This window comes from Christiangramia forsetii KT0803 (assembly GCF_000060345.1).
GTDB classification, from domain to species: Bacteria; Bacteroidota; Bacteroidia; order Flavobacteriales; family Flavobacteriaceae; genus Christiangramia; species Christiangramia forsetii.
The window spans coordinates 2,519,593-2,536,280 of sequence record NC_008571.1 but is presented as its reverse complement, the minus strand read 5'-3'; the positions used below and the strand labels follow the sequence as shown (position 1 = coordinate 2,536,280).

Below are 16,688 nucleotides of genomic sequence, written 5' to 3'. Positions count from 1 at the left end.
ATTCACAATTTAACGGGTAAAAGTTTGAAATAGACTAATTTTTTAGCATATTCACCCGCTGAAAATTTAACTTCACATAAATAACTGAAATTCCATATGAGAAAGTATTTGCTTTCAATGTTCTTTTTATTTTCAATTTTTGGATTGTCTGCACAAGAACTAGATGTAAAAGCCAAAGTAGGTAATCCTTCAAAAGTGATTAATAATGGGTTCATCGAACTAGATGTAACCGGGGGAACTCCTCCTTATCAATACAAATGGTCTAATCAGGGAACCAGCCTTGAATCTAATAGAACTGAAGGACTTACCGAAGGTATTCCTTATACTGTTGTAGTTAGTGATAGTAATGGAGATTCTGTTGAAAAAGAGTATCAGGTAGATGCAGAGGCCATTACAGAGCATTTTAACGGAACATTTGCGCCAATTGTAGCCAGTATGGGAAGTGTTCTATTCTGGGATCCGTTTTCTGCAGTTGGAATTTACGATCCGGTTGTTTACGCAGATATAAAAAGAATCGAAGCGCCTGAATGGGATGCAAGTGAGGATGCAAAATTCATTCTTAAAGAATGGAAAGAGGCTGATGGTGATCATGTGAATGAAGGAGACCTTGTAGCTATTGTATCTAAAAACGGTCAGGATATTAATGTTTATGCCAATGCTGATGGTAAAATAGAACATTTTCTTGGTGAAGAAGATGTTATTTATAATTCAGAAAATAAAAAACACGTAATAGAGGCGGGTGCTCAATATTTCGCTAGTATTGAATATGATGAGCCTGTCGCTTTGCTTCATCCAAACGGAGACTTTCAAACTAAGAACATACCGTTCATTGTAGTTTGGTTAGTTCTGGGAGCTTTATTTTTTACCTTACGTTTAGGGTTTATCAATATAAGAGGCTTTAGGCATTCACTTCAACTTGCAAAAGGGAAATTTGATGATCCAAATGCACCGGGACAGGTAACACATTTCCAGGCATTGGCTACTGCTGTTTCTGGTACCGTGGGACTTGGGAATATTGCCGGTGTTGCTGTGGCTATCTCTTTAGGAGGTGCAGGAGCTACCATGTGGATGATTCTTGCAGGTTTGCTGGGGATGTCATCTAAATTCGTAGAATGTACGTTAGGGGTAAAATATAGATTTATAAATTCTGAAGGTCGTGTATTTGGTGGCCCTATGAACTACCTGAGATATGGGCTTGAAAAAAGAAATAAAAAAGGACTGGGTAAATTCCTTGCAGCTTTTTTCGCAATTCTTGCTATTGGAGCTTCCTTTGGTGGAGGTAACATGTTCCAGGCCAACCAGTCTTTCTCAATTCTAGCAGGAGAGTTTCCAATGCTTGTTGGAAACGGATTCTGGTTTGGTATTGTAGTAGCTATTTTTGTTGGTATTGTAATTATTGGTGGGATTAGTAGTATTGCTAAGGTTACCGGAAAAATTGTACCTATTATGGCCGGGGTGTATGTTCTTGGAGCATTGGTAGTGATAGGAGTAAATATTGAAAATATAGGGCCTGCTTTTTCCGCAATATGGGATGGAGCATTTAGTCCAAGTGCTTTAAAAGGTGGAGTTATTGGGGTACTTATCGTAGGATTCCAGCGTGCAGCATTCTCGAATGAGGCTGGTGTTGGATCTGCGGCAATTGCACACAGTGCTGCAAAAACGAATCATCCGCCTTCTGAAGGTTTTGTAGCTCTTTTAGAGCCATTTATCGATACTGTTGTAGTATGTACGCTTACCGCATTAGTACTTATTTTTACAGGAATGCATGAAGTTGCCGGGGTTGGAGGTGTAGAGCTTACATCAACCGCTTTTGGTAGTGTTATCTCATGGTTTCCTTATGTTCTTGCAACAGCGGTATTCCTTTTTGCATTCTCTACGATGATCTCCTGGTCTTATTATGGAATGAGGGCATGGACCTACCTTTTCGGGAAGAGTAAAAAGAACGAGATCGTATATAAATCACTGTTTCTTATATTTGTAGTAATTGGAGCTTCTGTTAGTTTGGGAGCGGTTCTTGACTTTTCAGATATGATGATTCTGGCGATGTCTTTCCCTAACATCATTGGGCTATACTTCTTGATTGGAGAGGTTAGCAATGATCTTAAGGAATATCAACATAGGCTTAAAGCCGGTGAGCTGTTTCAGAAAACCGAAAAGAAAAATACTAAGACGGCCTCTTAGGTCTTGATAAAAAATGAAATTTCTAAAATCCCATTTTGCGCTTTCAAGAAGTCAGCAAAATGGGATTTTTCTTTTAGTCCTTTTAATTATTAGTTTCCAGGTTTTTATGTTTTTTGATTTTTCTTCCGAAAAAGAAGCTGATAAAATAAACGATCGTGAAGTAGAAATTTATCAAAAACAACTGGATTCCCTAAACAGGATTGCTCCTTCTGGAAGAGATACAATTTATCCTTTTAATCCCAATTATATTACGGATTTTAAGGGATATCAGTTAGGGATGAAATTGGAAGAAATTGATCGTCTTTTAGTTTACAGACAAAACGGAAAATGGATTAACTCTGTGGAAGACTTTCAAAAAATAACCGGAGTGTCAGATAGTTTGTTGAATAGAATCAGTCGGTCTTTTCGTTTTCCTGAATGGACTAATAAAAGAAATTCAGTTACCTTTCAGAATAAAGGATCCAAAGGATCTGATATTGATATTGCAATTTCCGATCTGAATTCGGCCAGTGCTGAAGATTTTAAACTCATTAATGGAGTAGGAGATGTTCTATCGGAAAGGATTGTAAAATACAGGAAGAAAATAGGAGGATTTGTATCTTCAATTCAGTTAAATGATGTTTACGGTCTCTCTTCAGAAGTTATTGAAAGAATCGATAAAAAGTTTCAAATCGTTTCAAGGCCTAATATAGCTATAAAGAATCTCAATTTGATAACGGAGGCAGAATTGGCTGAAATCCCTTACTTTAATGGGCAATTGGTCAGGGGAATTTTAAGCTATCGAAGACTTCATGAAAAAATCACTTCTTTTGAAGAATTATCAAAAATCAACGATTTTCCTTACGATAAAATTGATAGAATTAAATTATATTTGACCTTAGAGTAATTTTTGGAAAAATTTCTTGTCCAAATTCACAATAATACAATTTAGAATTGCTGTTTTTGAATTACAATTACAGCTTTAAAATAATATAGGAATGAGTAGATATTTTACAGAGGAACACGATTTATTCCGGAAAAGTTTTCAGGAATTTTTGCAGAAAGAAGTTGTGCCTCATATAGAAAAATGGGAAGAAACCGGAACCATAGAACGATTTATATGGAAAAAATTCGGTGAAATGGGATATTTCGGACTTAATCAGCCTGAAGAATACGGTGGTATGGGCCTTGACCTATTTTACACTGTGATATTTCTTGAAGAGCTTCAGAAGGTTAATTCCGGAGGGTTTGCAGCAGCGATGTGGGCACATGCATATTTAGCGATGACCCATTTAAAAGTGGAAGCAGATCATGATCTAAAAGAAAAATATCTTACACCTGCGATTGATGGGGATAAGATAGGATGTCTTTGTATTTCTGAACCTTTTGGAGGATCTGATGTGGCTGGAATGAAAACTACGGCAGTCAAGAAAGGTGATAAATATATAATAAACGGTTCAAAGACTTTTATTACAAATGGTGTTTATGCAGACTTTTATGTGGTAGCAGCTAAAACGGCTCCTGAAAAAGGTAATAAGGGAATGAGTATGTTCCTGGTAGATAAAGAAGTTAAAGGTATCTCTGCGACTAAACTCAATAAGTTAGGTTGGAGAGCTTCAGACACCGCAGAACTTGCTTTTGATAATGTAGAAATTCCGGAAGAATATCTTTTAGGCGAAGAAGGAAAAGGTTTTAATTATATCATGCAGCATTTTGCGATGGAACGATTGATCATGGGAATCAATGCTCATGCAAGATCTGAATTCGCTCTGGATTATGCTATGGGTTATATGAAAGAACGTGAAGCTTTCGGAAAGACTTTGGATAAGTTCCAGGTCTTAAGGCATTCTTTGGCAGAGATGGTGAGTGAAGTTGAAGTGATTAAAGAATTTAATTATGCGACTGCTCAAAGGCTGAATGATGGTGATTATGTAGTAAAAGAGGCAAGCATGTCTAAATTACTAGCCACTAAAATAGCAGATGAGGTCATGTATAAATGTCTTCAGATGCTTGGGGGGTATGGATATATGGAAGACTATCCTATGGCTAGATTATTAAGAGATAGTAGACTAGGCCCTATAGGAGGTGGAACTTCTGAAATTTTGAAAGAAATTATCGCTAAAATGGTGATCGATAAAAAAGAATATAAGCCAGCAGCGAGGTAAGAATTTTGGCAAAAATTCCTTTCTATTATCGCCAAAATGGTGATCGATAAAAAAGAATATAAGCCGGCAGCTAGGTAAGAATTTTGGCGAAAATTCCTTTCTATTATCGCCAAAATGGTGATTGATAATAAGGAATATAAGCCAGCTGCTAAGTAAGAGTTTTGGCGAAAATTCCTTTCTATTATCGCCAAAATGGTGATCGATAAAAAAGAATATAAGCCAGCAGCGAGGTAAGAATTTTGGCAAAAATTCCTTTCTATTATCGCCAAAATGGTGATCGATAAAAAAGAATATAAGCCAGCAGCGAGGTAATTTTTAATCAAATATTTTTAAGATAGACCCTGGGTTTCGCCCGGGGTTATTTTTTTAAACTATCGTAAAAGGTTTTCCTGATCTTTTTTCCCGTTATAAAAAAATCTTTTGCTTCCTCATCAGAATAAAATTCGCTGGTCAGTGTTTCATTTTCTATTATTTCAGATTCAGAATTTCCTTCAGAAATTGCTCTGTTTACATTATCCCTAATTGTTTCAAGCATATTTAAATAGTTCTTATAATCAGAATATCCAGACAGTGCTCCGTGACCCGGGATAATATTTGTGTTTTCATTTATAAGCGATAATCCCGTTTTTGCGGCTTCAATGTCGCCTGCAACACTTCCGCCACTTTTAAGGTCTATAAAGGGAAACATTCCATTAAAGAAGGTGTCTCCGGTATGAAGCACATTGCTTTGGGGAAAATAAATCAACGCATCACCATCGGTATGGGCATTGTGGACGTGGGCTACCACAATATCATTATTATTTATATGAAGATTCATTTTGTCATTAAAAGTGACAATGGGAAATCCGTTAGTTTTGGTGGTGTCTGATTTAAGTCTTTTTCTAACATTCTCGTGAGCAAATATTAAAGCACCGTCTTCCTGGAAATTTTCATTTCCACCGGTATGATCTCCATGATGATGTGAATTAACAAGATATTTTACAGGTTGATCACTCAAGCTTTCTAATTTGACTTTAATTTTATTGCTCAAAGCCGGAAATTGATCGTCTATCATAAAAATACCATCGTCGCCTATCAGAATTCCAATATTTCCCCCTGCTCCCTGGAGCATATAAACATCTTTGTTAACTGGAATAATTTCAATTTCTATATTTTCCATTTCCTGAAAAGCAAAAAGAGAAGAGCTCATAAGAAGAAACGACAACAGAAGTTTAAAGGAATTTTTCATAACATATATTTTATTGAGCTCTAATTTACTGAAAAACCTGAACTTCGAATCTAAGTTCGATTTACTCATGGATAAATAAATTATAAAAGTATTGGGCGTTAATAGAAATGCATTATCTTTGCAACCGATTCCAAAAGAAGGGAGGTGATGACACTATGTTAATTATACCAGTTAAAGACGGAGAAAATATAGATAGAGCTCTTAAGCGTTTTAAGCGTAAGTTCGACAAAACCGGAACTATGCGTCAGCTAAGAGATCGTCAGCATTTTACAAAACCTTCTGTAGAGCGTAGAGCTCAGGTTCAGAAAGCTGAATACATCCAGCATCTGAGAGACGCAGAAGATATCTAGTACTTACTAGAAGATTGTAAAATCAGTCTACAATAAATTTAAAACTGTTGGTAGGTCAAAGTTTAGTAACTTTGTTTATCAACAGTTTTTTTATGTCCTTTTCTGCTTTTCTCGATTATCTTCAGCTTGAAAAAAAATATGCTTTTCATACAATTACGGCGTATAAAGCAGATCTTAATGCATTTCAGGACTTTATACAGAACACTTTTGAGCAGGATACGATTTTAGAGGTAAGTTATTCTCAAATACGAAGCTGGATCGTTGAACTTTCTGAATCGGGAATTTCTAACCGAACTATTAACAGGAAAATATCGTCCTTAAAAGCTTATTATAGATTTCTATTGAAAACTAAGCAGATAGAGTTTTCTCCACTTGCAAAACATAAAGCCTTAAAAACCCCTAAAAAAATTCAGATACCCTTTTCTGAAGAAGAGATCGTGAGTGTTCTGGAGAATATAGACGATTCTACTTACGAAGGGATCAGGGGCAGGTTAATTGTAGAACTTTTTTATTCCACGGGAATCAGAAGGATAGAGTTGATTAACATCCAACTTTCAGATCTTGATCTTGAGAGAGGGGTGTTGAAGGTTTTAGGGAAGAGAAGTAAAGAAAGGTATATTCCCTTGATTTCATCTGTAATTGATACTGCCGTGAAATACCTTGAACGAAGACGAGAAGAAGGGGTGAATCATGATTCTGAATTCCTTTTTTTAACCTCCAAAGGAGATAAAATCTATGAAAGTTTTGTTTATAGAGTTATAAATAATTATTTTAGTGAGGTGTCTGGTAAACTAAAGAAGAGTCCGCATATTCTGCGGCATTCATTTGCCACTCATTTATTGAACCAGGGTGCTAATTTAAATGCCGTAAAGGAATTGCTGGGTCACTCCAGTCTTGCAGCGACTCAAGTGTATACTCATAATAGTATTGCTGAATTGAGTAAAATTCATCAGAACGCACATCCCCGGAACAGTAAAACCTAACCTAATCTTTTTTGTTTAATTAAATTCTACAGGATATGAAAATGAATTTGCAATCTGTGAACTTCAATGCCGATCAAAAATTAATTGACTTCACTCAAAAAAAACTAGATAAACTAGATACCTATTTCGATAAGATTATTCATGCTGATGTGTATTTTAAAGTTCAAAATACAAGTGGGAAAGAGAATAAGATAACTGAAATTCTTTTAAGTGTTCCTGGAGGAGATATTATGGTGAAAAAAACTTGCAATAAATTTGAAGCATGTGTGGATGAATGCGTTAGTTCGCTTCAAAGACAATTGATTAAAAGAAAAGAAAAAATGAGCGCGCATGCGTAGATAATTTTTTTCAAAATTATTTTTTGATAAAGGAATAATTTACATACATTTGCAGTCCGTTAGAAATAGCGGACTTTTTTATGCTGAAAAAGTAGCATAAAAGGCCGATGTAGCTCAGCTGGCTAGAGCAGCTGATTTGTAATCAGCAGGTCGTGGGTTCGAGTCCCTCCATCGGCTCTTGAAAAATTGAAAATGCACAGGTTTTGTTGAGATTTTGATCTTAGTAAAAGAAGGGACGAGAAGTTTATCCTGAGCTTAGTCGAAGGGAGTCCCTCCATCGGCTCTTGAAATTTTGATATTACCGAATTTCGGAAGATTTTTTAAAATTTAAATTATTAATTTTTAAGGCTTTAAAAATTTTTCTTCTGAAATTTTAAAAAATGCTTTGGATGGTGCTTCAAATTTGCTTTAATTTGCAGCCGTTTTAAAACCATCATAAGCTTAGCTGTTTCAGCTATGGTTCTATGAAATAGTGGTAAAATTGGGGAGATACTCAAGCGGCCAACGAGGGCAGACTGTAAATCTGCTGACTACGTCTTCGCAGGTTCGAATCCTGCTCTCCCCACCAATAAATTCAAAACTCTGAATTCTGAATTCAAAATTAATTTTGAATCTTGAATTTTAAATCTTGAATTAAATGCGGGAGTAGCTCAGTTGGTAGAGCGTCAGCCTTCCAAGCTGAATGTCGCCGGTTCGAACCCGGTCTCCCGCTCTAAGTTTTTCTAAAGAAAACAGAATTTGATTTTTAATTGAAAGATGTTGGAAATAGAAAGAAGGGTGAGAAGCCTGTCCTGAGTGAAGTGAAAGCGGAATCGAAGGAAATATGGTCTCTCATTCTATATTTAATTGAATCAGGTTTATCCGGTCACAACAACCGATTATTTCGGTTTACCCATTCGGGGCAAAATGACTGAAATACCTCGAACCTGATCCTATCCATAAGCCCCTTATAGGTTTATGGTTATTGCTGTTTGAAACAGTCAATTGTCTGGCCGACGTAGCTCAGGGGTAGAGCGTTTCCTTGGTAAGGAAGAGGTCATGGGTTCAATTCCCATCGTTGGCTCTAGTTTTGTATAAAATTGAACACTAATATATAACTAAGATTAAATAAGTATTAATTATGGCAAAGGAAAAATACGACCGTTCCAAACCGCACCTTAATATTGGTACAATTGGACACGTAGATCACGGAAAAACTACTTTAACTGCAGCGATTACTAAGGTAATGGCTGATGCTGGATATTCAGAAGCTAGTGCGTTTGATCAAATTGACAACGCTCCAGAAGAAAAAGAAAGAGGTATAACTATTAACTCTTCTCACGTTGAGTATTCAACAGAGAAGCGTCACTATGCACACGTTGATTGTCCTGGTCACGCCGATTATGTTAAGAACATGGTAACTGGTGCTGCTCAGATGGATGGTGCTATTCTTGTTGTTGCTGCGACTGATGGTCCTATGCCACAAACTCGTGAGCACATCCTTCTTGGACGTCAGGTTGGTATTCCAAGAATCGTTGTATTCTTGAATAAAGTTGACCTTGTTGATGATGAAGAGCTTTTAGAGCTAGTTGAAATGGAAGTTAGAGATCTTCTTTCTTTCTACGAGTATGATGGTGATAATGGTCCTGTAATTTCAGGTTCTGCACTTGGAGCTTTAGAAGGAGATGAGAAATGGTCTAAGACTGTTCTTGAGCTTATGGAAGCAGTTGATACTTGGATTGAACTTCCTGAGCGTGATGTTGATAAAGCATTCTTGATGCCTATAGAAGATGTATTCTCTATTACTGGTCGTGGTACTGTTGCAACTGGACGTATAGAAACTGGTGTTGCTAATACTGGAGATCCTATAGAGATTATTGGTATGGGTGCAGGAAAACTTACTTCTACAATTACTGGAGTTGAGATGTTCCGTAAAATTCTTGATAGAGGTGAAGCTGGTGATAACGTTGGTATTCTTCTAAGAGGTATTGAGAAATCTCAAATTTCTAGAGGTATGGTAATTACTAAGCCTGGATCTGTAACTCCTCACGCTAAGTTTAAAGCAGAGGTTTATATCCTTAAGAAAGAAGAAGGTGGACGTCACACTCCATTCCATAACAATTACCGTCCTCAGTTTTACGTACGTACAACTGATGTAACTGGAACAATTAGTCTTCCTGATGGTGTAGAAATGGTAATGCCTGGAGATAACCTTACTATTACAGTAGAGCTTATCCAAGCAATTGCTATGAATCAAGGTCTTCGTTTTGCTATCCGTGAAGGTGGTAGAACTGTAGGTGCTGGTCAGGTAACTGAAATTCTAGATTAAGAATTATTTTAATATAAAAAGGTATCCCGTGAAGAGCGGGATACCTTCACTTATATTTACGGGTTTAGCTCAGTTGGTAGAGCACTGGTCTCCAAAACCAGGTGTCGGGAGTTCGAGCCTCTCAACCCGTGCTGATTAAACGAGGCGAGAAGCCTGTCCTGAGCGAAGTCGAAGGGAGCCTCTCAACCCGTGCAAATATCTTTTTAAAAAATGGCAGGAATTGTTAATTACATTTCAGAATCATATAACGAGTTAAGAAACCACGTTACCTGGACAAGCTGGTCTGAAGCTCAAAGGCTTACAGTAATTGTTGCAGTATTCTCGATTATTTTTTCATTAGCAATTTGGGGTGTTGATACGCTTTTTAGTGGAGCGATTGAGCAATACTTCGAATGGGTTAAATCATAATTAAGATGGCTATGGCAGAAGCAAAAGAGAAAAAGTGGTATGTGGTTCGTGCCGTTAGCGGACAGGAGAATAAGGTTAAAGATTATATTGAAAAAGAAATCGAATACCTCGGGCTTCAAGATGCCATAGATCAGGTTCTTGTTCCTACTGAAAAAGTAATTCAAATTCGTAACGGGAAAAAGGTAAATAAAGAAAGAGTTTATTTTCCAGGTTATGTAATGATTCAAGCCAATATTGGAGGTGAAATTCCTCATATAATTAAAGGTATCAATGGAGTTATTGGATTTCTAGGAGAAACAAAAGGAGGAGATCCTGTGCCGCTTAGAAAATCTGAAGTGAATAGAATGCTAGGGAAAGTCGATGAACTTTCTGTGAAGGCTGATAATGTTGCGATTCCTTTTACAATTGGTGAAACTATTAAGGTAATTGACGGACCATTTAACGGATTTAATGGTACGGTAGAAAAGATCAATGAAGAAAAGCGTAAGCTTGAAGTAATGGTGAAAATTTTCGGAAGAAAAACACCATTGGAGTTAAGCTATATGCAAGTAGAAAAAGTATAATAATAACTGTTACATATTTTTTGATTGTTTTTTAAGCTTCCACTCAATAAACGATCATTTAAAAATTTGAAAAATGGCAAAAGAAGTAAGTAAAGTTGTAAAACTACAAGTTCGCGGAGGTGCTGCTAACCCATCACCACCAGTTGGACCTGCTTTAGGTGCTGCCGGGGTAAATATCATGGAATTCTGTAAGCAATTCAATGGTAGAACTCAGGATAAGCAAGGAAAGGTGCTTCCAGTTGCAATTACTGTATATAAGGATAAGTCTTTTGATTTTGTGATCAAGACTCCACCTGCAGCAGTACAATTGATGGAAGCGGCTAAGACTAAAAAAGGTTCTGGTGAGCCGAACAGAAAAAAAGTGGCTAGTGTTTCTTGGGATCAGGTTAAAGCGATTGCAGAAGACAAGATGCAGGATCTTAATGCATTTACTGTAGAGTCTGCAATGAAAATGGTTGCCGGAACAGCTCGTTCGATGGGAATAACTGTAAAAGGTGATGCACCGTTTTAATCCAAAAAGAAATTAAGAAATGGCAAAATTAACTAAAAAGCAAAAAGAAGCTCAGTCTAAGATTGAGAACGGCAAAACCTATACGGTTGCCGAAGCTTCAGCTTTGATAAAAGAAGTTTCCAACGCAAACTTTGATGCTTCTGTGGATTTAGCGGTTCGTTTGAACGTAGATCCTAGAAAAGCAAATCAAATGGTGAGAGGTGTGGTAACACTTCCTCATGGTACTGGTAAAGACGTTAAAGTTTTGGCTCTTGTGACTCCAGATAAGGAAGAAGAGGCTAAAGAAGCTGGTGCCGATTACGTGGGATTAGATGAATACCTTGATAAGATAAAAGGCGGTTGGACAGATGTTGATGTAATTATCACGATGCCTAGCGTTATGGGTAAACTTGGACCATTAGGACGAGTTCTAGGACCAAGAGGTTTAATGCCTAACCCTAAGACTGGTACTGTAACTATGGATATTGCTAAGGCAGTTTCTGATGTTAAAGCTGGTAAGATTGACTTTAAGGTAGATAAGCACGGAATTGTGCATGCTGGAGTTGGAAAAGCATCTTTTGATGCTGAGAAAATTGCTGGTAATGCAAGAGAATTATTAACTACGCTGGTAAAATTGAAGCCTCAGGCAGCTAAAGGAGTGTACATTAAGACAATTTACATGTCTAGTACCATGAGCCCGAGTGTACAGATTGATACTAAAAGGTTTACTGAGCAATAATTTAAGATTATGACAAGAGAAGAAAAAGCACAAGTTATAGAAGCTTTAACTGCCCAGTTAGCCGAAAATCCAACTATCTATTTGGCTGACATTTCTGGCCTGGATGCTGGAAGTACTTCTAACTTACGTAGAGCTTGTTTTAAAGCAAACGTAAAATTAGCGGTAGTTAAGAATACATTGCTTGCTAAAGCGATGGAAGCTGCTGAAAAAGATTTCGGTGAACTTCCTACAGTTTTAAAAGGCAATACCTCAATAATGCTTTCTGAAACCGGAAACGCTCCGGCGAAAGTTATTAAGGAATTTAGAAAGAAATCTGAGAAACCTTTACTTAAAGGAGCTTTTGTAGAAGAAGCTATTTATGTAGGTGACGACTATCTTGATACACTTGTTAATATCAAGTCTAAAGAAGAAGTTATCGGGGATATCGTTGGATTACTTCAATCTCCTGCTAAAAATGTTGTTTCCGCACTTAAATCAGGTGGTGGAAAGATCGCAGGAATCCTTAAAACCCTTTCAGAAAAAGAGGGATAATATAGTACGCACTTTTTAACAATTATAAATTAAAGAACTTTTTAAAAACGATAGAAAATGGCAGATTTAAAAGATTTCGCAGAACAATTAGTTAATCTTACTGTAAAAGAAGTAAACGAATTAGCTGATATTTTAAAAGAAGAATATGGTATTGAGCCTGCTGCTGCTGCAGTAGCTGTTGCTGGTGGTGGTGCCGCTGGTGGTGAAGAAGCTGAAGAGCAAACAGAATTCGACGTAATTCTTACTGCTCCAGGTGGATCTAAATTGGCAGTAGTTAAGTTGGTAAAAGAACTTACAGGTCTTGGTCTTAAAGATGCAAAAGCATTAGTAGACGAAGCTCCAAAACCAGTTAAAGAAGGAGTTGCAAAAGACGAAGCTGAAGCATTAAAAGCACAGTTAGAAGAAGCAGGAGCTGAGGTTGAGCTTAAATAAGCTTAGCACAAGCAATATTATTTAGGTTTAGACCTCAGGGATACACTCCTGGAGGTCTAAACCATTTTGCGTATATAGAACTTAAGTTCAAAAAACGCAGTTTTTTATATATAAATTATAATCCCGTCCATTGATGTTAGCAAAGCAAACTGAAAGATTGAGTTTCTCTTCTGTTAAGAACAAGCCTGCTTATCCGGACTTTCTGGATCTGCAGATTAAGTCTTTTCAGGACTTCTTTCAATTAGAGACAAAATCAGAAGAGCGGGGAAATGAAGGTCTTTACAACACCTTCCTAGAAAACTTCCCCATTACGGACACCCGTAATCAATTTGTACTAGAATTCTTAGATTATTTTGTGGACCCGCCGAGATATTCCATTCAGGAGTGTATAGAACGCGGATTGACCTATAGTGTACCACTTAAGGCGAGACTTAAGTTATACTGTACCGACCCTGAACACGAAGATTTTGAAACCATCGTACAGGACGTTTATTTGGGAACTATCCCTTATATGACACCTAGCGGAACTTTCTGCATCAACGGTGCCGAGCGAGTAGTAGTTTCTCAGCTACACCGTTCTCCAGGGGTTTTCTTTGGACAGTCTTTCCATGCAAATGGAACTAAATTATATTCTGCCCGTGTAATTCCTTTTAAAGGATCATGGATAGAATTTGCTACCGATATTAACAGCGTAATGTACGCGTATATCGATCGTAAGAAAAAATTACCTGTTACCACGCTTTTCCGTGCTATCGGATTTGAGCGTGATAAAGATATTTTGGAGATCTTTGACCTTGCGGAAGAAGTGAAGGTATCTAAAACAGGACTTAAAAAATACCTTGGACGTAAACTTGCGGCAAGAGTATTAAATACATGGTACGAAGATTTCGTAGATGAAGATACCGGAGAAGTTGTCTCTATCGAACGTAACGAGATCGTTCTTGACCGTGATACAGAACTTGAAAAAGATCACATAGAAGAAATTCTTGAAACCGGAAGTAAAACGATTCTTCTTCATAAAGAAGATAACCAAACCGGTGATTATGCGATCATTCATAATACACTACAAAAAGATCCTACCAACTCTGAAAAAGAAGCGGTAGAACATATCTATCGTCAGCTTCGTAATGCTGAACCGCCAGATGAGGAAACTGCTCGTGGAATTATCGACAAACTTTTCTTCTCAGATCAGCGTTACAGCCTTGGAGAAGTTGGTAGATATAGAATGAACAAAAAGCTTGGTCTTGATGTTGAAATGGATAAGCAGGTGCTTACCAAATTAGACATTATTACCATTGTTAAATATTTAATTGAACTTATCAACTCTAAAGCTGAGATTGATGATATTGATCACCTTTCTAACCGTCGTGTAAGAACTGTAGGTGAGCAGTTATCTCAGCAGTTCGGTGTTGGTCTTGCTCGTATGGCAAGAACAATCCGTGAGCGTATGAACGTTCGTGATAACGAAGTGTTTACTCCAATTGACTTGATCAACGCGAAGACATTGTCTTCTGTGATCAACTCTTTCTTCGGAACTAACCAGTTATCTCAGTTCATGGACCAGACGAACCCTCTTGCAGAAATCACGCATAAGCGTAGACTTTCCGCATTAGGACCAGGTGGTTTATCAAGAGAAAGAGCAGGGTTCGAGGTACGTGATGTTCACTATACTCACTACGGAAGACTTTGTCCTATTGAAACTCCTGAAGGTCCGAATATTGGTTTGATCTCTTCACTTTCTGTTTATGCAAAAGTGAACGGAATGGGATTCATTGAAACTCCATACCGAAGTGTAACCGATGGTAAGATCAATACTTCCGAAGAGCCAATTTATTTAAGCGCTGAAGAAGAAGAAGGTAAGAAGATAGCTCAGGCTAACATTCCATTAAAAGATGACGGAACTATAGATACAGATCGTGTAATTGCACGTATGGAGGGTGATTTCCCGGTAGTTGATCCTAAGGAGATACATTATACCGATGTTGCACCAAACCAGATCTCCTCTATTTCGGCTTCATTAATTCCATTCCTGGAACATGATGATGCCAACCGTGCATTGATGGGATCAAACATGATGCGTCAGGCAGTACCACTTTTAAGAACAGATTCTCCTATTGTTGGAACTGGACTTGAAAGACAGGTAGCTACAGATTCTCGAGTATTGATTAATGCTGAAGGAGAAGGAGAAGTAGAATATGTAGATGCAAATAAGATTGTAATTAAGTACGATCGTACTGAAGAGGAAAGAATGGTAAGTTTTGATGATGATTCAAAATCTTACAACCTTATTAAATTCCGTAAGACGAACCAGGGATCTTGTATCAACCTGAAACCAATCATAAGTGTAGGTGACAGAGTTACTAAAGGACAGGTTCTTTGCCAGGGTTATGCTACTGAAGCAGGTGAACTTGCATTAGGTAGAAATATGAAGGTAGCCTTCATGCCTTGGAAAGGTTACAACTTTGAGGATGCGATTGTAATTTCAGAAAAAGTGGTAAGAGATGATATTTTCACCTCTATCCATATAGATGAATACTCTCTTGAAGTGAGAGATACAAAACTAGGTAACGAAGAATTGACGAATGATATTCCAAACGTTTCAGAAGAGGCTACTAAAGACCTTGATGAACACGGAATGATTAGAGTTGGTGCTGAAGTGAAGCCTGGTGATATTCTTATAGGTAAGATTACTCCTAAGGGAGAAAGTGATCCAACTCCCGAAGAAAAACTTCTACGTGCGATCTTTGGTGACAAAGCAGGTGATGTAAAAGATGCTTCATTAAAGGCATCTCCATCATTAAGTGGTGTTGTTATTAATAAGAAGTTGTTCGCAAGAGCAATTAAAGATAAGCGTAAGAGAGCTCAGGATAAAGAAGATGTTGCAGCACTAGAGAAAAAGTACGATGCTAAATTCGCTAATCTTAAGGCTGATCTTGTTGAGAAACTATTCACTATTATAGGTGGAAAAACAGCTCAGGGAGTACAGAATGACCTTGGTGAAGAAGTAATGCCAAAAGGTAAGAAGTACACGCTTAAGATGTTAAATGCTGTAGACGATTATACCCACTTAACTACGGGTACATGGACTACAGATGATCACCTTAATGAGCTTGTTGCAGATCTTTTACATAATTATAAAATCAAGGAAAACGATCTTCAGGGTAACCTAAGAAGAGAGAAATTCACCGTTTCTGTTGGAGATGAACTTCCATCAGGAATTCTTAAACTGGCTAAAGTTTACATCGCTAAGAAACGTAAGCTGAAGGTAGGGGATAAGATGGCAGGACGTCACGGTAACAAAGGTATTGTTGCAAGAATCGTTCGTCAGGAAGATATGCCATTCCTTGAAGATGGAACTCCGGTTGATATCGTGTTGAACCCACTTGGGGTACCATCACGTATGAACATCGGTCAGATCTACGAAACAGTTCTTGGATGGGCTGGTCAGAAAAACGGGAAGAAATATGCGACTCCAATTTTTGACGGTGCAACTATCGAAGAGATCAATGATCTTACCGATAAAGCAGGAATTCCAAGATATGGTCATACGTATCTTTATGATGGTGGAACCGGAATGAGATTTGATCAACGTGCTACAGTTGGTGTGATTTATATGCTGAAATTAGGTCATATGATCGATGATAAGATGCACGCCAGATCTATTGGACCATACTCACTTATTACTCAGCAACCGCTTGGTGGTAAGGCACAATTTGGTGGTCAGAGATTTGGAGAGATGGAAGTTTGGGCATTAGAGGCTTATGGAGCTTCTGCTACCCTACGTGAAATCCTGACGGTAAAATCTGATGATGTGATTGGTAGAGCTAAGACCTATGAGGCTATTGTGAAGGGTGAGCCAATGCCAGAACCTGGATTGCCGGAATCTTTCAATGTACTTATGCACGAATTGAAAGGTCTTGGATTGGATATTAAATTAGAAGAATAAAAAGTCACCAGTAGTTAGTATTCAGTAAACTTTACTGGATACTACTA

15 protein-coding genes and 5 tRNA genes are annotated in these 16,688 nt (G+C 37.6%); 19 read left to right on the top strand and 1 reads right to left on the bottom strand.

Annotated features, from left to right (window positions below):
• Window positions 1-96: 96 nt before the first annotated feature.
• From GFO_RS11270 to GFO_RS11260, 3 genes are all read left to right on the top strand, one after another.
• Entirely contained in the window at window positions 97-2,181 is a 2,085-nt protein-coding gene (locus tag GFO_RS11270; RefSeq protein WP_011710253.1) for an amino acid carrier protein, read from the top strand.
• A gap of 13 nt (window positions 2,182-2,194) precedes the next feature.
• A complete protein-coding gene (locus tag GFO_RS11265) occupies window positions 2,195-3,067 on the top strand; it encodes a helix-hairpin-helix domain-containing protein (protein WP_011710252.1) in 873 nt (290 codons plus the stop codon).
• A gap of 91 nt (window positions 3,068-3,158) precedes the next feature.
• Window positions 3,159-4,325, top strand: coding sequence for an acyl-CoA dehydrogenase family protein (locus GFO_RS11260; protein WP_011710251.1), 1,167 nt, complete (start codon window positions 3,159-3,161; stop codon window positions 4,323-4,325).
• Window positions 4,326-4,683: 358 nt separating this feature from the next.
• Here GFO_RS11260 and GFO_RS11255 read toward each other — a convergent pair whose 3' ends face one another.
• Window positions 4,684-5,553 (bottom strand): MBL fold metallo-hydrolase, encoded by an 870-nt coding sequence (locus GFO_RS11255; RefSeq protein WP_041250107.1) that lies wholly within the window; start codon window positions 5,551-5,553, stop codon window positions 4,684-4,686.
• Window positions 5,554-5,708: 155 nt separating this feature from the next.
• On the opposite strand from GFO_RS11255, the gene rpsU reads away from it, so the two are divergent.
• The 16 genes from rpsU (at window position 5,709) to rpoB (ending at window position 16,641) form a co-directional block, all read left to right on the top strand.
• Window positions 5,709-5,903 (top strand): 30S ribosomal protein S21, encoded by a 195-nt coding sequence (gene rpsU, locus GFO_RS11250; protein WP_041250351.1) that lies wholly within the window; start codon window positions 5,709-5,711, stop codon window positions 5,901-5,903.
• Window positions 5,904-5,995: 92 nt separating this feature from the next.
• Complete coding sequence (locus GFO_RS11245; RefSeq protein WP_011710248.1) at window positions 5,996-6,886, top strand: tyrosine-type recombinase/integrase; 891 nt, start codon at window positions 5,996-5,998, stop codon at window positions 6,884-6,886.
• 35 nt (window positions 6,887-6,921) lie between these two features.
• Complete coding sequence (hpf, locus tag GFO_RS11240; protein ID WP_011710247.1) at window positions 6,922-7,224, top strand: ribosome hibernation-promoting factor, HPF/YfiA family; 303 nt, start codon at window positions 6,922-6,924, stop codon at window positions 7,222-7,224.
• A 103-nt stretch (window positions 7,225-7,327) separates the two neighbouring features.
• Window positions 7,328-7,401 (top strand) — tRNA-Thr (locus GFO_RS11235).
• Between the two features lie 306 nt (window positions 7,402-7,707).
• A tRNA-Tyr gene (locus GFO_RS11230) sits at window positions 7,708-7,792 on the top strand.
• 71 nt (window positions 7,793-7,863) lie between these two features.
• Window positions 7,864-7,936: transfer RNA gene (locus tag GFO_RS11225), tRNA-Gly, on the top strand.
• A 279-nt stretch (window positions 7,937-8,215) separates the two neighbouring features.
• Window positions 8,216-8,287, top strand: a tRNA-Thr gene (locus tag GFO_RS11220).
• A gap of 57 nt (window positions 8,288-8,344) precedes the next feature.
• On the top strand, window positions 8,345-9,532 hold the full coding sequence (tuf, locus tag GFO_RS11215) for an elongation factor Tu (RefSeq protein WP_011710244.1): 1,188 nt from the start codon (window positions 8,345-8,347) through the stop codon (window positions 9,530-9,532).
• Between the two features lie 58 nt (window positions 9,533-9,590).
• Window positions 9,591-9,663, top strand: a tRNA-Trp gene (locus tag GFO_RS11210).
• Window positions 9,664-9,742: 79 nt separating this feature from the next.
• The gene (gene secE, locus GFO_RS11205; RefSeq protein ID WP_011710243.1) at window positions 9,743-9,940 is read left to right on the top strand and encodes a preprotein translocase subunit SecE; all 198 of its coding nucleotides are present in this window, start codon (window positions 9,743-9,745) and stop codon (window positions 9,938-9,940) included.
• An 11-nt stretch (window positions 9,941-9,951) separates the two neighbouring features.
• The gene (nusG, locus tag GFO_RS11200; RefSeq protein ID WP_041250350.1) at window positions 9,952-10,503 is read left to right on the top strand and encodes a transcription termination/antitermination protein NusG; all 552 of its coding nucleotides are present in this window, start codon (window positions 9,952-9,954) and stop codon (window positions 10,501-10,503) included.
• Between the two features lie 73 nt (window positions 10,504-10,576).
• Window positions 10,577-11,014, top strand: coding sequence for a 50S ribosomal protein L11 (rplK, locus tag GFO_RS11195; protein ID WP_011710241.1), 438 nt, complete (start codon window positions 10,577-10,579; stop codon window positions 11,012-11,014).
• A gap of 19 nt (window positions 11,015-11,033) precedes the next feature.
• Complete coding sequence (gene rplA / locus GFO_RS11190; RefSeq protein ID WP_011710240.1) at window positions 11,034-11,732, top strand: 50S ribosomal protein L1; 699 nt, start codon at window positions 11,034-11,036, stop codon at window positions 11,730-11,732.
• Window positions 11,733-11,741: 9 nt separating this feature from the next.
• Entirely contained in the window at window positions 11,742-12,263 is a 522-nt protein-coding gene (gene rplJ, locus GFO_RS11185; protein ID WP_011710239.1) for a 50S ribosomal protein L10, read from the top strand.
• A 57-nt stretch (window positions 12,264-12,320) separates the two neighbouring features.
• The gene (rplL, locus tag GFO_RS11180; RefSeq protein ID WP_011710238.1) at window positions 12,321-12,695 is read left to right on the top strand and encodes a 50S ribosomal protein L7/L12; all 375 of its coding nucleotides are present in this window, start codon (window positions 12,321-12,323) and stop codon (window positions 12,693-12,695) included.
• Between the two features lie 133 nt (window positions 12,696-12,828).
• Entirely contained in the window at window positions 12,829-16,641 is a 3,813-nt protein-coding gene (rpoB, locus tag GFO_RS11175; RefSeq protein WP_011710237.1) for a DNA-directed RNA polymerase subunit beta, read from the top strand.
• The last annotated feature ends 47 nt before the right edge of the window (window positions 16,642-16,688 follow it).

Excerpts from the sequence above, each read along its gene's own strand:
- rplJ (WP_011710239.1), top strand. The coding sequence starts at position 11,742 with ATGACAAGAGAAGAAAAAGCACAAGTTATAGAAGCTTTAACTGCCCAG.
- rplK (WP_011710241.1), top strand. The coding sequence starts at position 10,577 with ATGGCAAAAGAAGTAAGTAAAGTTGTAAAACTACAAGTTCGCGGAGGT.
- GFO_RS11265 (WP_011710252.1), top strand. The coding sequence starts at position 2,195 with ATGAAATTTCTAAAATCCCATTTTGCGCTTTCAAGAAGTCAGCAAAAT.
- tuf (WP_011710244.1), top strand. The coding sequence starts at position 8,345 with ATGGCAAAGGAAAAATACGACCGTTCCAAACCGCACCTTAATATTGGT.
- hpf (WP_011710247.1), top strand. The coding sequence starts at position 6,922 with ATGAAAATGAATTTGCAATCTGTGAACTTCAATGCCGATCAAAAATTA.
- GFO_RS11255 (WP_041250107.1), bottom strand. The coding sequence starts at position 5,553 with ATGAAAAATTCCTTTAAACTTCTGTTGTCGTTTCTTCTTATGAGCTCT.
- GFO_RS11245 (WP_011710248.1), top strand. The coding sequence starts at position 5,996 with ATGTCCTTTTCTGCTTTTCTCGATTATCTTCAGCTTGAAAAAAAATAT.
- GFO_RS11260 (WP_011710251.1), top strand. The coding sequence starts at position 3,159 with ATGAGTAGATATTTTACAGAGGAACACGATTTATTCCGGAAAAGTTTT.
- rpsU (WP_041250351.1), top strand. The coding sequence starts at position 5,709 with ATGTTAATTATACCAGTTAAAGACGGAGAAAATATAGATAGAGCTCTT.
- GFO_RS11270 (WP_011710253.1), top strand. The coding sequence starts at position 97 with ATGAGAAAGTATTTGCTTTCAATGTTCTTTTTATTTTCAATTTTTGGA.
- secE (WP_011710243.1), top strand. The coding sequence starts at position 9,743 with ATGGCAGGAATTGTTAATTACATTTCAGAATCATATAACGAGTTAAGA.
- rplA (WP_011710240.1), top strand. The coding sequence starts at position 11,034 with ATGGCAAAATTAACTAAAAAGCAAAAAGAAGCTCAGTCTAAGATTGAG.
- rpoB (WP_011710237.1), top strand. The coding sequence starts at position 12,829 with ATGTTAGCAAAGCAAACTGAAAGATTGAGTTTCTCTTCTGTTAAGAAC.
- nusG (WP_041250350.1), top strand. The coding sequence starts at position 9,952 with ATGGCAGAAGCAAAAGAGAAAAAGTGGTATGTGGTTCGTGCCGTTAGC.
- rplL (WP_011710238.1), top strand. The coding sequence starts at position 12,321 with ATGGCAGATTTAAAAGATTTCGCAGAACAATTAGTTAATCTTACTGTA.